Genomic DNA, 15,853 nt, shown 5'->3' with positions numbered 1-15,853 from the left:
GCTCAGAATCGGCCTGTTTTTTACGTATTCCAATAACTATTGGATCAATTAACGGTAGCGATAATCTACAAAAAAATTTCATCATGCGCAGATTAAACACTTGGTGTAAAAATTTTAATTCGCACTGTGCGCGTCGCCAAATGCACTTCACGCAAAAAGTAACCAAGCCCTACGATTAATGTCAGGGTCGATGCAGTAAATAATCCGCTGATAATCCATTTTAATTCCGCTTGCAATAACACTTGCAGAAAAATCACAGCAACAACCATACACACCAATAATGCCGAGCAGGTACACGCGGTAATGGCGGAGCTTGCATAGTGGCGGCGACGTTCAAGGCGATTTAATTCCTTGTGCAACGTATCCGCGCTTTGCAAATGTTGTGGCGGTAATGCTTGCTCTGTGAGGCTGCGCCCGCGATCAATAATTCGCGCAAGGCGCCCCGCCATTACATTCAACAAACCGGCAATTCCCGTCAACAGGAATACCGGTGCAAGCGCGAGCTGGATCGCATGGGTAATATCACCAAAACTCATAGCAACTTCGGACGTGGAACTCATTGGTTAACTCTCAAAAACAACTGGGGGGTCTGGTTAATAATCATTTGATTCTTACGCTTTATGCCGCTTGATCGCCTGCTGCAACTGGCTCAGCGTCACGCTACGCGCGAGCTCCTGGCTTTTGCGGATATGTTTGGTCATCGCTTTGCGGGCCTGGGTTTTATTTTTTTCGCGGATCAATTGGCAAATGGAAAAATGCTCATCGCAGGTTTCAATTACCGATTGTCGATCCGGAAATCCCAAACGGCGTAAAATGCGAATATTGTTATTGATATCACGCAAATAATTGGCGAGCACCGGGTTGCCGCTACCAATCGCAATACCGATATGAAATGCCTCCTCGCGCGCTTTGATTTCTTCCATATCCAATTCATCATCCAACCGCTCCGCATTCCAGTCTTCCTGTAATGCATCCAGGTCCTCATCTTCCATGTGATCGCACGCGAGTTCGACCGCGCTGGCTTCAAGCATGATACGTACATCGTAATACTGGCTTATAGTTTCAATATCCACTGAACGCACAAAACACCCTTGCTTGGGCATGATGGTAATTTGGCCTTCGGTTTCCAGGCGTTGTAACGCAGCACGTACCGGTGTGCGGCTTACCTGGAAATCCTCGGCGATCTCGGATTCAGTGATGCGCGTGCCGGGGTAGATTTCGAAATCGATGATCTTTTTCTTGAGCTGGTCGTAGACCAGTTGTGCGGCTGATTTGGGGGTAGTCAAAACACCTGCTCCATTTGCGGATTTGCGTCATTAATGCGCCTTGTTTGCATGGTAGGCGAGCCCTATTCCCTTGTAAACCAACCTCTATGCACAGGTTCAATTACCACTCACCCGCCCTTTACCGGTGCAATCAACAGTAGTGTCGCTACGTTTTGGAGCCTTCGTTAGTTATAGACACCTCGCAAATCATCCGGCCTTCCAGCTGCAAAATCCCCATTTTTCAACAAGTTAAAACCAGGAATGCAGGCTGTTTTATGCGCTGGCATAGCTTATGCAGAACTCAACGTTGTATACAACAATGTTCTAAAAAAATGACCCCTAGAGGAAGCAACCATGCCCAGCTTGAAGACCACTCCCGGATTCACCTGCAATTTGTCCCGAGGCTTATGCCGGAGCCTGATGGCCTTCGGCGCTTTTTTCCTTTTGTTTATGGCGGCAAATGTGCAGGCCGATGCGCGCTGGAGCAGCACCAATTTCCAATACCACTATGGCACTGACTACGAGCTGGGGGATGAAGAACGTACACTGATTACATTGGAGCATGCCAGCGGTTGGAAATACGGCGATAACTTTTTCTTTGTCGATATCACCAACCCGGACCGCACCGGCGAACTTACCCAAACCTCCTGGTACGGTGAAATATCCCCGCGTTTAAGCGTTGGAAAAATGACCGGCAAGGATTTATCAACCGGAATAATCCAGGATTTCCTAATCACATCCACCATGGAAATGGGCGAAGGTTTTCACACCTATCTTTACGGCCTCGCCGTGGATCTGAAACTGCCCAAATTCAATTTTTTCCAAATCAATTGGTACGCGCGCAACGAAGTTACCTTCGGCACCGATCTCGGCCAACAAATTACCCTGGCATGGGGAATGCCCTTCTCTATCGGCAAAGCCCAATTCAGCTTTGAAGGTTTTTTTGATTACGCCTGGGATATCGGCCCAAGCGAAGACAATATCGTCACCCAACCGCGTTTGCTGCTGGATGTCGGTTCACTGTTTGATTCACCCGGGGTGTTCCAGGCGGGCATCGAATACCAGATCTGGCGCAACAAATTTGGCATTGATGGTGTTGATGAAAATTTTCCCGAACTGATGGTGAAGTGGATTTTTTAACAATCAACAACGACATTGAGCGAGACATTTTTATGATCAGCCTGAGCGCACAACCCGAAGCCATTGATTTATCACTCGCGCAAACTGCGTTGATGATTATCGATATGCAACGGGATTTCCTCGAACCCGGCGGCTTCGGCGCGAGCCTTGGCAATGATGTAAGTTTGTTGCGCTCGGCAATCGCACCTTGCCAATCATTACTCGCGGCGGCGCGCGCGATTGGCATGTTGGTAATTCACACGCGTGAAGGTCACCTCCCCGATTTAAGCGATGCACCGCCCGCCAAAGTGATGCGCGGTAAACCTGAATTGCGCATCGGCAGCCTTGGTCCGATGGGACGCGTTTTAGTACGCGGTGAACCGGGCCACGGAATTATTCCGGAACTCGCGCCAATCAATGGCGAAATTATTATCGACAAACCTGGCAAGGGCGCTTTCTATCGCACTGAATTAAATGATGTGTTGAAAGATCAACGCATCGAAAATTTATTAGTGTGTGGTGTTACTACCGAAGTGTGCGTGCACACCACGGTGCGTGAAGGCAATGACCGCGGTTACCGTTGCGTTGTCGTCGGCGATGCCTGCGCATCCTATTTTCCCGAGTTCCACCGTGTCGCTCTCTCAATGGTTTCTGCGCAGGGCGGCATCTTTGGTTGGGTGAGTAATAGCACTGCTGTTGTTGCAGCGCTTTCACCCAAACGCATGTCCGCAGCAATAACGTAATTACTCACTATTCAATTTTTTAATTGTCATCCCTGCCAGCCAACCATACACCAGGAGAAGATAGGACCATGAACAGCATCGTAAATAGCAATGTAAAACTGTGGAAGCCCGGAGACTGGAATGCACTTTTTGGTTTCGGCACAAATATTCTGGTGAACTTGCTCGTGCTCACGGGACTGCTGCGTTTCGTACTGCAAATGCCTGACGATATTGTGTTTGGCCGCATTCTTCCCGCCGTGGGGTTGATGATTTGCTTGAGCACACTTTATTACGCGTATCTCGCTTACAAATTAGCGAAAGAAACCGGACGCACCAATGTGTGCGCATTGCCTTCGGGTATCAGCGTGCCGCATATGTTTGTGGTGGTGTTCGTTATCATGCTGCCAATATCGCTCACTACCGGCGATCCGATTAAAGGCTGGGAAGCCGGTTTAACCTGGGTTTTTGTGCAAAGTTTTGTGTTGATGCTCGGCGGTTATATCGCACCTTACATTCGCAAAATTACGCCGCGCGCCGCGTTGCTGGGAACACTCGCCGGCGTATCCATTGCATTTATTTCTCTGCGTCCCGCATTGGAAATGTTTATGACACCGGTGATTGGCGTCGTTTGTTTTGCGATTATTTTATTGAGCTGGTTCGGCGGCGTGCGTTATTTCAAAGGAATTCCGGCGGGCCTTGTTGCTATTGCCGTAGGCACATTAATCGCGTGGGGATCAACGGCCCTCGGATTAAACTTTGGTGGATTGAGTTTGGAAAAACTCACGCAATCGCTCACCAGTTTTGGTTTTTCTGTTCCTATTCCCGCTGTCGGCCATGTGTTTTCCGGTTTTGAATTTATCGGGATTATTTTAGTCACCGCAATTCCATTTGGTATTTACGATTTGGTAGAAGCGATGGATAACGTGGAAAGTGCAGCCGTCGCCGGTGACAATTATCCAACTACACGCGTACTCACTGCTGATGGTGTGATCAGTTTAATTGGCTGCTGCATGGGCAATCCATTTATCAACGCCGTTTATATCGGCCATCCCGGATGGAAATCCATGGGTGGGGGAATTGGTTATTCGGCGGCAACGGGAATTTCCGTATTGGTACTTTGTTGGCTCGGAATTATCGCGGTGTTTTCGTCAGCAATTCCTTTAGTCGCCATTTCTCCAATTTTACTTTACATCGGTATGTTAATCGGCTCGCAAGCATTTCAGGAAAGCCCAAAATCCCATGCGCCGGCAATTATTGTCTCGCTAATGCCGCACCTTGCAGCCTGGGGAAAATTACAAATCGATAATGTACTCGGTGCAGCCGGAACAAATGCCGCTGCGGTTGGATTGGATAAGCTCGCGCAAAACGGCGTGCTCTATGAAGGCTTATCAGTATTAGGTGGCGGTGCAATTCTGGGTGGATTGATGCTCGGCGCAATTACCGCATTTATTATTGATCGCAGTTTTAATAAAGCGGGCCTCTTTGCGTGTGCGAGTGCAGTGCTCACCTTTTTTGGATTAATGCACGGCGAAGCGATTGGAATTGCTGAATCACCGACTGTTGCATTCGCTTATCTCGCCGTTGCCGGTGTGCTGTTTGCCTGTGCGAAATTCAGTGTGGTTTCAAGCAAAGCACTGGAAGAAAATGAAAGTCACGAAGCAATAGAGCCGGCACATTAAGATTTTTTTCAAGGAGCAACCATGACAATGTATTTAAATAGTACGCCACAGTTTATTAACAGCACTCCGTATAGATGGCCCTACGATGGTGACTTGCGCGCGGAAAATACCGCGCTGCTCATCATTGATATGCAAACGGATTTTTGTGGTAAAGGCGGTTACGTGGACACCATGGGTTACGATATTAATTTAACGCGTGCCCCCATTGAGCCATTGCGAAAATTATTGCCAGCGATGCGCGCTGCCGGCTTCCATATTATCCACACCCGTGAGGGCCATCGCCCGGACCTCGCTGATTTACCCGCAAACAAGCGCTGGCGTTCGCGGCAAATTGGTGCAGGCATCGGCGACGAAGGGCCCTGTGGAAAAATATTAATTCGCGGTCAGCCGGGCTGGGAAATTATTCCCGAGCTAGCGCCGGTTGATGGCGAAGTCATTATCGACAAACCCGGTAAAGGTTCTTTTTACGCAACTGACCTGGAAATGGTGCTACACCTGCGCGGTATTAAAAATATTATCCTCACGGGTATCACTACGGATGTTTGCGTGCATACAACAATGCGTGAAGCGAATGATCGCGGTTTTGAATGTGTATTGCTTGCAGATTGCTGTGCTGCAACAGATCCCGCCAATCACCAATCAGCATTGGCAATGATCCACATGCAAGGCGGTGTATTCGGCGCAGTTGCAACATCCAGCGACGTGTTAGCAGTACTCGCGCAATAAATTCGAGCTTAAACAATGAATCAGATACAGGAGATGTATGTGGAAAAAAATCTGGTTTGGGCGGATTTGATCAACAGGAACTTTGATGATCCCGAATTACAGTGGCAGGATTTCCGCGATGGTGTTGATATCCTCCCACTGCATGGCGATCCAACACAGGGTTGTTCTGCAGCGTTACTCCGCTATCACCCCGGCGCACAAATTCCACGACACCTGCATGTTGGAATCGAGTTTTTATTAATCCTGCGTGGTAGCCAGCGCGATGAGCGCGGCGAATATCGCAAAGGGACGTTCCTAATTAATCCCGCCAACACCAGCCATGAAATTGCAAGCGAAGCAGGTTGTGTGGTGCTGGCGGTATGGGAAAAACCGGTGCGCTTTATTAGCAAAACCGATTAGAGTGGAAATAACGAAAGAATCCATTATCAGCTGGCGCGCGCCCATTTATAAATATATTCATCCAAACATGGGCGGCGTGTGAATAAACAATATTTCGTTTTTTTACAGCCATTTAATTTTACACACCCTGCGTGACCCGCATCACAACCAATAACATTTAAGATCGATAATTTTTACAGCATAACCAAATTGCACGTTTCACCCTACCCCTAACTGCCTGAACAAACACATTAAAAAATATTCCGCATATTTCTTGCTGTAAAAAGTGAACGTGCCCGTCATTACCTTTATTGTGATCTACTTTGCACAAGGACCCTACGAAACATCCCCCTATTTTTAAGGAGCGAACAATCCATGCAATTTCGAAAAATCCTGTTTACCGGCTTGCCGTTAATCGCGGCACTGGCCGCACCTGTTTCATATGCAGCAATCATCGATCTTACCATTGATGGTAGCGATGCCATTTTTCTCGCTGGTCGCACTGACCTGACTATTCCCGATGCAGACCAACCCTGGGCCGGGCCGGATGATCATCTCATTCGCCATGGCGGCGCCACACCGGAAGAAATTAAAGAGTCCCTTCCGCCAGAAATTGCGGTAACGGCAGGCGATATTATTCGTGCACTCGATCCGGCAGTTGGCGGTATCAGTTTCTTTAACGGCGTGGGCGATCCCTATTACGGACCGGGTGGCAACGGTCCTACCGGAAGTAGCCTGACATCATTGGGCGGCATCAGTGGTTACATCGGGCCACAAGGTGCTCTGGCAGGTGTATTCCTCAGCGACGCAATTCCTGTGAGCGGCGCGCCGGCAACACTGGATTTTAGCCCTGGAGGCTGGGGCATTGATTTCCTCACCATAACGCCGGAACTCGGCCAGATTTTTTATATTGGCGACGGCAAAACTGCGAGCGATATATTCCAGACATTTATCGCACCTGCGGGAGCAACACGTTTGGTTCTGGGGATTCCGGATGGTTTTGGCTTCAATGGCCCACCGGGAGCTTACGATGATAACGATGGTAGTTATCGCATACGCCTTGGCATCAATGAAATTCCAACCAAAGTACCAGAGCCAGGTAATCTCGCATTATTGCTAATCGGATTGGCAAGTATGTGGTTGGGCCGCAAACGCTCCCATTCACAGTAATATTTTTTTTGGAACAAACATTTACCAAAGCCAACTGTAGAACAGTTGGCTTTTTAATTTCCGGCAAGTGAATATTTGCAACACTAATCGCCCGTTGGCGATATGCGAAACTCGCGCACGCGCTCATGGGTACGCCATAACTCGGCAAGGCGCGATACATTTTTTGCATCTTCAGTTTTAATAATCATTCGATATTCAAAATAATTATCGTCCCTTACGCGGTAACTGATATTTAATACCTTAAAACCTTGCCGTTGTAAAAATTCATTTAATTCGTGTTCCGGCATTACCTGTTGGCGATCAAAACTGATCTGGTGATGGATATATGATTGGCTGGGCAACATTGCTTCAATAGAACGAAAGATTGATAACACACCCACCGTCAGCACCGTCGCGATTATTGCTGGTAAATAAAATTCTATTCCAATTAAAATACCAATGACCGCCGTGATCCAGATAGATGCTGCCGTGGTAAGCCCACGTACACTCAGGCCCTCCTTAAAAATAACGCCGGCACCGAGAAAACCTATCCCCGTCATAATTCCCTGAGCCATGCGCGTGGGGTCCGCACGAATAGTATCCAGCGGAACATCCGGTAACCATTTCCATTGGTAGTAGGTCACCATCATTAGTAACGTTGACGCAAGGCACACGAGTGCATGGGTACGAAACCCGGCAGGTCGCCCATGATAACTACGCTCCAACCCGATAATACCGCCGGCTACCAACGAGCCCAGGAGATGGGCAACAATTTGAATTTGATCGGCATTCATACCCTTCCCCAATAAATTCCAATACTAACGTTTAAATGCTAACGCTTATAAGTTCCTTGCTTTTCTGTCAGATATTTCCAGTAACGCCTTGGCATATGACGCAGGTGCAGTTTGGTGTTGTTGCGCTCACGAATATTCACCGCATGGAAATAATTTTCCCATAATGCCTGGTATTGTTTTTCCTTTTCATCCTGAAACGATTCATCTTGCAATAGCAGTAGATTTATCGAAAATACCGGATCATCTGCACAGGCAAACTTCATTACATCCTGATCGTAATACAAACCATAATGACGCCGGGTATCGAATATCAGCCAGGATTGATCGGCATAACGCTTTTCGAAATGCTCCCCAATTAATGGCAGCACATTAAAATCCGGATCTATGGCTGCATAAAAAAAGCCGTTGCGGCTTTTCTGGAAACGAACAAAAGCGTGCATACGATGCACTTCACGATGGATCATTTTTTCAATCTGCGCGGCTTTTAATATGTGCGGATTGGCAAAATTCTCCAATACCGTCCCATCGCCTTTTTGAATAATTGCCAGTACAAGCTGGTAGACCAGCATTTCACATAAAGGCAATTCCGATAAAAATATCTTATACATCAAACCAGATGCGCAAGAATGGGTTCGCTCATCAACCCCCTTCAACACGCGTACAGCCCATTCATCATTAGTAGTAATGCGAGTGGCAACATCCAGCAATGTAAATTGATGGTTCGCTTCAGCGTTAATTGCGATGGGCGTGATCCGGTCTTTAAAAATAGTGAAGATGCAACTGAGCAAACCTTCATAACTACCGTCGTAAACAAAAACCATAACAACATCCCGAAAAGCTAACGATCCAGCCCGCTACAATTTGACCAGCCATGTATAACGTAACCCGCCATTTAAATTTAAAAAGTCCTGCTACCCAAATAACCCCATCTGTGCAGCGGCAGGAGCCCGGTCACTTGCAATAATTGCCCGGCGCACATTTTCTACCTGGAAGTTTCCCGGCTTTACCACCAGGCCCGGACAACAGATGAAATAGCGCGCCCGCTTCAATACGACACCAATTTTTTGCAGATGATCAATATGTAAATACTGGTGACGGCGTGAACTAATAATTTTTTTTGCCGATTTGACGCCAATACCCGGAACACGCAATATCATTTCATAATCAGCGCGATTGATATCCACCGGAAATTTTTCCGGATGGCGCAGTGCATAGGCCAATTTGGGGTCGATTTCCAAATCCAGGTCGGGCGTCTTTTCATCCACAATTTCATCGACGGAAAAACCGTAAAAACGCAATAACCAGTCGGCTTGATAAATACGATTTTCACGCACCAACGGTGGTGCAGATAAATCCGGCACACGATTGTCCGTTGCGATGGGCACGTATCCTGAATAATAAACACGTTTTAATTTTTGCTTTTGGTAAAGGCTGTTAGCCAAACGCAAGATATGCCGGTCATTTTCCGGTGATGCCCCCACAATTAATTGCGTGCTTTGGCCTGCCGGTAAAAAAAGCGGTGTATTTTTGATATGGGGTTTTTCATCCACATATTTTTCTTTTTCGCTACGCAAATAATTCATCGGGGTAATAATGTCGCTGTAATTTTTTTCCGGTGCGACTTTTTGAAGGCTGGCTTCGGAGGGAATTTCAATATTTACGCTGAGCCGGTCAGCATAGAGGCCGGCCTCATGCAGCAATTCCGGGCTAGCACCGGGAATCGCTTTCACATGGATATAACCGTTGAAGTTATGCTGCGTGCGCAAGGTGCGTGCTACTCGTACCAGTCGCTCCATTGTGTAATCTGCATTTTTAAAAATGCCTGAGCTGAGAAATAAACCTTCAATATAATTGCGGCGATAAAAATTAATTGTCAGGTCAACTACATCCTCAACCGTAAAGGCCGCTCGCTTTACATCGTTACTACGTCGGCTGACGCAATAGGCGCAATCGTAAATACAATGGTTGGTAAACAGGATTTTAAGTAGCGAGACGCAGCGGCCATCTTCGGTATAACTGTGGCAAATACCCATACCCTCTGCATTGCCAAGCCCTTTTGTGGTATTAGCCCGTTTGCTTCCACTGGATGAACAGGATGCATCGTATTTGGCAGCGTCAGAAAGAATACGAAGTTTTTCAAGGATATTGCTCATGATGGAATTGCCAGAAAAAAGACAACCCAATCATACTGTATATAAATACAGCATTACAAGAATTCATAGCACCCGGGTAATAAGCAGATAAGGCAAGGCCATTGCCCGCATGCAAGCAATGGCCTCCACCCTACGGAATAGTATTTATTCGTCGCGACGGCTATTGGTCAGCAGGTAACCGGCCAGGAAGCCCAACGCCGCACCCGCCCCGATCACCGGCCATGGTTTTTCATGTACATAGTTGTTCGCTGCCGTTGCAGATTTGCTAGCGCGGTCAGAGATAGTTTCACCCCAACTTTCCAGCGATTTTTTCGCAACAGAAATGCGCTCGTTCAATTTGGCTTTTGCTTTTGCCAAATCTTCACCGGTTAAATCGGTGGTTGATCTGATCAGGCTTTCAATATCCTGCACGAAAGTACGGAAATCCTGCACCACTTCGGCGGATTTTTCCTGGATGGCTTCACCCCGGGCAGAATTAATTCCTAATTTTTTAACGATGCTGTCTTTATTGCTTGCAGTAGCTGTCATGGCAGATTCCTCTGGGTTAATAACATGCGGGTTGCTAGAAACTTGCTGATTAAAAAATGGGTGATCTGATGTATTTGAATGTAATGGATTTTCGTATTGGTCTTTATGGCTAAGCACAGAGGCATGGTTCGCCAGCTTATTGTTGCGATGCCACAACCAATCCGTTGCTAACCGATGAGGGACATACTTATGAAACATGAAAACCTCCAATCTTTTCTTCAAGATAACGGGCTTTCCTTCAATAATCTGGCGCCATTATCACGAGTATTATTGGCATCAAAAATTAAAAACATATTGACTCTTTAGCGATTAAAAATTATGGATTATTTAATTCAAATTAAAAGTCATAATGTAGTTTTTAATCATTCAGCCTGTATTATTCCAGACGTTTTGGTGAGGGGGTTAGTTCCCTTATTCATTAAAAAATCGCGAAGAATGTTGGAAAAATATCAGATGCCTACTGAATTTTTGATCATGCGTACAAATGAAATAGCCAAATGTAAAACTTACAAAAAATAATTTTCTTATAAAATAACTACATAATTCATTATTGAATTTAAAAAATTTTGGTAATGCTTTTCGGAACTATGAATTTTTAAAGGCTGGAAGGGGTGATGCACTGACCAGTACCATCACCTTTTTTAGAAATATGGGTTTGAAACATGACGGATTTACCACGAGGTGAAGCTATGAATCAGACGGTTTACCAGTATAGTTTTTTAAACCTAACCAATGGCCAATAGTATTTATGCGTCGCAGCAACAGGAATTCACATAACAACAGAGCGACAAGTGAAATAGCCATTAATGGTAAAAAGATGGCTAACGCGAACGTAATCACAATTACCGCGATACCGGAGCTGGCGGGCATAGCAGGTGGCGCACCCAATACACCATCCGGTTTTCTACGCCGCCATAAAACAAATCCGCTGACGCTGATTAAAATGAGTCCTGCACAGGTCAACACACCTAACACCAGGTTAAACCAACCAAACAAATAACCCTCGTGTGCAGCAATACCAACACCAATCGCTTTATCAATCAACTTCTTCTCCGCAAAGCCGGATTGTTTTTCGATAGAGCCATTGCTGCTTATCCAGACATCGGCACGTTGCGGGCGATTCTGGCTTTGCGATGACGCTTTCCAACTATTGTGATGGGAATTGGCGATGCTGAGCTCTACCGGTGCAGCGAGTTGTAGTGTTTCTGCGCGGGATAAAATATCTGGCGTTAAATCAAAACTGTCACTGGCTTGTGCGCGCCAGTGTTGATGTTCCTGTGCGCGACTTTGGGTCCAGTCCTGTTGTACGGGTGCAATTTCAAACGCGCGAACTTCTTTGAGTGCAGCCCCCCAAACCAGAGCCCAGGGCAAACCGGTAATTAATAAAAACAGTGCAAGCGTTGAAATCCAGATGCCGGTGACGGCGTGCAGGTCGCGCCAGAAAATGCGCTTGCCTTCGCGCAAGCGCGGATAAATTATGCCAGCCATGCCACTGGCATTGCGCGGCCACCATAAATATAAACCGGTGACAATTAATACAATGGCCCAGCACGCGGCGAGCTCCACCAGAATAGATCCGGTTGTGCCAAGCAGTAATTCACCGTGAATGGTTTTGACGATATTCATTAATTGCCAACCACTTTCTTGTTTGCCAACAACGCCGCCCGTGTAAGGATTTACAAATACTTGCCAGTTGCTTTCCGCTTGTACATTAACAAGCACAGCTTCATCAGGGTTTTGCGGGAGGCGATAGCTGAGAAATTTTCCGTTGGGAATTGAATCAATCGCCGCTTGTATTTGTTCATTAGCAGATAATCGATCACCACTCACAGGCAAATTATGGAATTGATTTTCCTGCCAACTTTCGTAATAGGGTTTGAATAAATAAATAGCGCCGGTGATGGAAAGTAAAATGACGAAGGGTATAGAAAAAATACCGGCATAGAAATGCCAGCGCCAGATGGTGCGGTAAAGGGCTCGGCTATTATTGGTGTTGGTTAACAGGGTTGATGTATTCATGTTTTCGCACCTGGAGTTGAATGTGCTTCGAATACGTTTGTCACGGGAGCAGGTCTTTTCGAAAACACATAAACCCATCCATGGGGTTCCGTGGCGGCATCCATGCCTTTACGGTTTCGAAAAGACCTGCTCCCGTGACAAACTCGCATCGTAGTAAATTTTAATTTTTATAAATCGTAAGAAAGACTCAAGTAATAACTTCTACCCGGCCATGGGTGGGCGACATAACTTTCTTCATTGGTTACGTTATCGATACCAAAACTGACTTCAAGTTCATCGGTAACATCAAAACTGGTTTTAGCGCCGAAACGTGTGTAGCCATCTTGCGCGCCCATAACTTGTTCGGCAGTGTCGGTATTATCCAGGCGACCAAAACTTTTATCGGCATATTGCACATTCGCACTCACGTCCCAACGATCACTGACATGGTAAGTTGCCATCAAGTTGCTGCGCCAGCGCGGCATGCGCGGGTAATCATTACCTTCAATGCTTTTGATATTCGCCGGGTTATTGGCTTCTACCGTGGAGTTGTCGGTGATGATTGATTTGGTGTAGGCGATATTGAAACGCAAATCCAATTGCGGAACGAATAAACCGTAGCGATTCAAAATTAATTCCACGCCATCAGTTTCCACTTCATCTACCGATGAAAACGTAGTGACCGAGGGTACAGTAGAACCGCTAGGTAAAAATGTGGTTTGTGATTCAATGGCATCCTGAATAGTTTCGGTGAAAATATTTACACGGGCATAACCGGCAGTGAATTCACGCTCAAACATTAAATTGTGATGCAAACCGTTTTCCGGTTTTAAATCCGGGCGCGCTTGTACGACAGATGAATAATTCTGGCTTTGGGTAAATAATTCTTCCACCACGGGAAAGCGATAGGCTTTAGCGAGTGAGTAGCGAACCAGCCAATTTTCACCGGGAATATAACCGACAGAAAATTTAGGTGAAAATTGATTGCGGTCTGCATCCGCCACTTTCACCAGATCAAATTCCGGTGTGATGGCTACATCTTTGCTGAAGTAACCGTTTTTACTTTCCCATTGTTCGTAACGGCCACCCAATGCGAGGTTCCAACGCTTGTTAATATCCCAATTCATTTGCGCATACGCAGCGGCAATACTGGTTTCACCGCCAGAGCGACTGGCAAAACCGGAATTATCACCTTGTTTCCAATTCGCGGAATTAAATACATCCAGATTTAATTCATAGGCTTCGTAACGAGCACCGGTAATTAATTCAATACCGTCAATGCCAAAATCGCTGAATACAAATTTGCCTTCCAGTGTTTGCCAACCGGTATCGTCGTAATCTGTTGTTTGTCCACGCCCTTTAAATAACGGATCTTGCAATGAATGACTGGATGCACGGCTGTTATCTTCCAGAATACGGAAATCACTGATGTTGGCTTCAAAGCGTGTGGATTCCGTGAGTTTGCCTTTAATGCGCAAGCCGGTGGATAAACTGCGGCGATCAAGTTCGCTTGCGCCCAAACGTGAACCGGGAATCGAGATCCATAAATTATTTTCAGTAAAGTTGCCAGACCACACTGTATTGCCCTGCGCATTTTTGATGTAGCTGTTAGGCGATGTGCGCAAGGTATTGCGATCTTCATAAGCAATATTTAATAGCGTCGACCAATCGCCAAAGTCATAACCCAATTTAATTTTGTAATTGTCAGTTGTCGCCTGCTCAACACCGGTATCGCCAAAATAATACGCGGGTTTACCGAAAACATCTTTGTCAGTAATTAAACCGGTAATGGGTGTAGCGCTGGCAAATTGTTGCTGGACTTTGGTATCGCTGTGATTTTTATCCTGATCGAAATAATAAGACTGCGGCTGGCTGTCATTTTCCAAACGGTTGTAAGAAAAATACACGCTCAAATCGCCGAGTTTGTCACCGTAGGAGAAAAATGTTTTGTAGCCGTTGAGTTGGTCGTCAAAACCGTAGCTGGAAAAATCTTGCGAGAAATAATCCAGGTCCACATGCACTTCGCGTGTTTGCGGAATGGCGGTTTCAATTAATACGACGCCGCCCATGGAGTTACCGCTGTATTCGGCGGAGAACGGACCGTACAGGATTTCTACTTGCGCAATTTCGCTGGCACTTACCATCGTCCAGCGCGGCGCGCCGCTCCAGCGGGTTTGCAGTAAATAATGCAGCGGCACACCGTCGGCAAATACCATGGAGCGCGCCGTGGCAAACATATTGGAACCGCGCAAACCGAGCGTGCCGTTGGAGTCGCCAATGTAACGTTTACGGATAACAATACTGGGTTCGTATTTCACCAGGTCTTCGGTGGTGGAGGCGTTGATCGCCACCATATCTTCTTGTGTTAATACGCTGGAGGGATTGGTATAACCAGCGCTGGCGCTATCGCGCGCCTCGCCCCATACGGTCACCACTTCAATTTGCGGATTTTTCGCGTTCTTTTTCTTCAGGACTTCGTCGTGCGCAAACGCCCCACACGAAAGATTGGCCAGTGCAATTGCCGTCGCCATTGCCGTTACTTCGGTTAACCGTCTCACCGGATCGCCCCTTCATCATTTTTAGGATTTTGGGAGCAGGGTAGGATTTTTAACGCCAGCGCAACAGTGACAAATTGTCGCAGGGGGGATGCGCCATCCCCCTTTATGACCTAATCCAGCCAGCGACGCATCGCCGGAACATGGGAGGGGTTTGCGCGCAGGTCTTCCAGATGATCGCCCACCAGCTCCGGGCAATTCGGCAATGGAGCTATGCGCAATAAGTATTCCTTGGGAGGACGGTGTTGATTGCGAATCATGGGCGTTACAAACGATTTGATGGGAATGGCGCCTATATCGCGGGCAAAACTATCAAACAATGACCAGGATACGGTGTTCTTAATAGCAATCGCCGTAACCATACGCGTGCAATGAACACTGTAGGGCTGGTCAACCAACCAATGCAGCATATGCTTGCCCAAACCGTGCTCGCGCCAGTGCGGGGCAACAACAACCTGCCACACAAATAAAGTGTGCGGCTCGCTGGGCGGGCAATAGGCGGAGACGAACCCAACCAGGTCATTATCCACGAATGCGGCAACAGAGGTTTTGGCGAAGTGACTGCATTGCAACAGAGTGCATTGCACGGAATTACCATCAAGCAAGGGGGTTGAGGCGAGCAGGCGATCCAGGTCATCGCCATCAGTGGGGAGCGGGTGGCGCAATTCAATCTTATCGAACAAAAGATCGTTTCTGGCGTTCATTCAAACCTCCATACAGCGTCTTTGTCTACACAGATGCAGACTTTCAGATCACATAGTTATCGTTCATAAATTTATAGGTGGAA

15 protein-coding genes are annotated in these 15,853 nt (G+C 46.8%); 6 read left to right on the top strand and 9 right to left on the bottom strand.

The features are described from left to right. Window positions 1-92: 92 nt before the first annotated feature. Entirely contained in the window at window positions 93-560 is a 468-nt protein-coding gene (locus tag A596_RS02560; RefSeq protein ID WP_039912441.1) for a DUF2721 domain-containing protein, read from the bottom strand. Window positions 561-611: 51 nt separating this feature from the next. Beyond that, window positions 612-1,286 carry a GntR family transcriptional regulator gene (locus A596_RS02555; RefSeq protein ID WP_039912440.1) on the bottom strand — a complete coding sequence of 225 codons (675 nt, stop codon included), beginning with the start codon at window positions 1,284-1,286 and terminating at the stop codon, window positions 612-614. Window positions 1,287-1,685: 399 nt separating this feature from the next. Between A596_RS02555 and A596_RS02550 the strand changes: the two genes are divergently transcribed. The 6 genes from A596_RS02550 (at window position 1,686) to A596_RS02525 (ending at window position 7,059) form a co-directional block, all read left to right on the top strand. Then, window positions 1,686-2,405: an outer membrane protein OmpK gene (locus A596_RS02550; RefSeq protein WP_039912439.1), complete on the top strand. Its 720-nt coding sequence runs from the start codon at window positions 1,686-1,688 to the stop codon at window positions 2,403-2,405. Between the two features lie 32 nt (window positions 2,406-2,437). Next, entirely contained in the window at window positions 2,438-3,127 is a 690-nt protein-coding gene (locus A596_RS02545) for a cysteine hydrolase family protein (RefSeq protein WP_039912544.1), read from the top strand. A gap of 68 nt (window positions 3,128-3,195) precedes the next feature. Next, entirely contained in the window at window positions 3,196-4,785 is a 1,590-nt protein-coding gene (locus tag A596_RS02540) for a hypothetical protein (protein ID WP_052417168.1), read from the top strand. A 21-nt stretch (window positions 4,786-4,806) separates the two neighbouring features. Beyond that, window positions 4,807-5,511: a biuret amidohydrolase gene (biuH, locus tag A596_RS02535; protein WP_200882847.1), complete on the top strand. Its 705-nt coding sequence runs from the start codon at window positions 4,807-4,809 to the stop codon at window positions 5,509-5,511. A 39-nt stretch (window positions 5,512-5,550) separates the two neighbouring features. Next, entirely contained in the window at window positions 5,551-5,910 is a 360-nt protein-coding gene (locus tag A596_RS02530; protein WP_200882846.1) for a cupin domain-containing protein, read from the top strand. Between the two features lie 354 nt (window positions 5,911-6,264). Continuing rightward, the gene (locus A596_RS02525) at window positions 6,265-7,059 is read left to right on the top strand and encodes a PEP-CTERM sorting domain-containing protein (protein WP_039912437.1); all 795 of its coding nucleotides are present in this window, start codon (window positions 6,265-6,267) and stop codon (window positions 7,057-7,059) included. Window positions 7,060-7,142: 83 nt separating this feature from the next. On the opposite strand, the gene A596_RS02520 is transcribed toward A596_RS02525, so the two are convergent. From A596_RS02520 to A596_RS02490, 7 genes are all read right to left on the bottom strand, one after another. Then, entirely contained in the window at window positions 7,143-7,832 is a 690-nt protein-coding gene (locus A596_RS02520; RefSeq protein WP_039912436.1) for an MgtC/SapB family protein, read from the bottom strand. A 38-nt stretch (window positions 7,833-7,870) separates the two neighbouring features. Beyond that, on the bottom strand, window positions 7,871-8,653 hold the full coding sequence (locus A596_RS02515; RefSeq protein WP_039912434.1) for a TIGR03915 family putative DNA repair protein: 783 nt from the start codon (window positions 8,651-8,653) through the stop codon (window positions 7,871-7,873). Window positions 8,654-8,743: 90 nt separating this feature from the next. After that, window positions 8,744-9,985 carry a putative DNA modification/repair radical SAM protein gene (locus tag A596_RS02510; RefSeq protein ID WP_039912433.1) on the bottom strand — a complete coding sequence of 414 codons (1,242 nt, stop codon included), beginning with the start codon at window positions 9,983-9,985 and terminating at the stop codon, window positions 8,744-8,746. 144 nt (window positions 9,986-10,129) lie between these two features. Next, window positions 10,130-10,513 carry an ElaB/YgaM/YqjD family protein gene (locus A596_RS21845; protein WP_160280063.1) on the bottom strand — a complete coding sequence of 128 codons (384 nt, stop codon included), beginning with the start codon at window positions 10,511-10,513 and terminating at the stop codon, window positions 10,130-10,132. Between the two features lie 687 nt (window positions 10,514-11,200). After that, window positions 11,201-12,532, bottom strand: a complete 1,332-nt coding sequence (locus A596_RS02500; RefSeq protein WP_039912432.1) for a PepSY-associated TM helix domain-containing protein — start codon at window positions 12,530-12,532, stop codon at window positions 11,201-11,203. 167 nt (window positions 12,533-12,699) lie between these two features. After that, on the bottom strand, window positions 12,700-15,069 hold the full coding sequence (locus tag A596_RS02495) for a TonB-dependent receptor (RefSeq protein WP_235425601.1): 2,370 nt from the start codon (window positions 15,067-15,069) through the stop codon (window positions 12,700-12,702). Window positions 15,070-15,179: 110 nt separating this feature from the next. Beyond that, on the bottom strand, window positions 15,180-15,770 hold the full coding sequence (locus A596_RS02490) for a GNAT family N-acetyltransferase (protein ID WP_039912431.1): 591 nt from the start codon (window positions 15,768-15,770) through the stop codon (window positions 15,180-15,182). Window positions 15,771-15,853: the final 83 nt, after the last annotated feature.

The sequence above is a fragment of the Cellvibrio mixtus subsp. mixtus J3-8 genome, assembly GCF_000766945.1.
In the GTDB taxonomy this organism is placed as follows: domain Bacteria; phylum Pseudomonadota; class Gammaproteobacteria; order Pseudomonadales; family Cellvibrionaceae; genus Cellvibrio; species Cellvibrio mixtus_A.
Note: the sequence above shows the minus strand (reverse complement) of the source record. Positions and strands in the feature narration are given on the sequence as shown.

Excerpts from the sequence above, each read along its gene's own strand:
- A596_RS02560 (WP_039912441.1), bottom strand. The coding sequence starts at position 560 with ATGAGTTCCACGTCCGAAGTTGCTATGAGTTTTGGTGATATTACCCAT.
- A596_RS02550 (WP_039912439.1), top strand. The coding sequence starts at position 1,686 with ATGGCCTTCGGCGCTTTTTTCCTTTTGTTTATGGCGGCAAATGTGCAG.
- A596_RS02545 (WP_039912544.1), top strand. The coding sequence starts at position 2,438 with ATGATCAGCCTGAGCGCACAACCCGAAGCCATTGATTTATCACTCGCG.
- A596_RS02540 (WP_052417168.1), top strand. The coding sequence starts at position 3,196 with ATGAACAGCATCGTAAATAGCAATGTAAAACTGTGGAAGCCCGGAGAC.
- biuH (WP_200882847.1), top strand. The coding sequence starts at position 4,807 with ATGACAATGTATTTAAATAGTACGCCACAGTTTATTAACAGCACTCCG.
- A596_RS02525 (WP_039912437.1), top strand. The coding sequence starts at position 6,265 with ATGCAATTTCGAAAAATCCTGTTTACCGGCTTGCCGTTAATCGCGGCA.
- A596_RS02520 (WP_039912436.1), bottom strand. The coding sequence starts at position 7,832 with ATGAATGCCGATCAAATTCAAATTGTTGCCCATCTCCTGGGCTCGTTG.
- A596_RS02515 (WP_039912434.1), bottom strand. The coding sequence starts at position 8,653 with ATGGTTTTTGTTTACGACGGTAGTTATGAAGGTTTGCTCAGTTGCATC.
- A596_RS02510 (WP_039912433.1), bottom strand. The coding sequence starts at position 9,985 with ATGAGCAATATCCTTGAAAAACTTCGTATTCTTTCTGACGCTGCCAAA.
- A596_RS21845 (WP_160280063.1), bottom strand. The coding sequence starts at position 10,513 with ATGACAGCTACTGCAAGCAATAAAGACAGCATCGTTAAAAAATTAGGA.
- A596_RS02500 (WP_039912432.1), bottom strand. The coding sequence starts at position 12,532 with ATGAATACATCAACCCTGTTAACCAACACCAATAATAGCCGAGCCCTT.
- A596_RS02490 (WP_039912431.1), bottom strand. The coding sequence starts at position 15,770 with ATGAACGCCAGAAACGATCTTTTGTTCGATAAGATTGAATTGCGCCAC.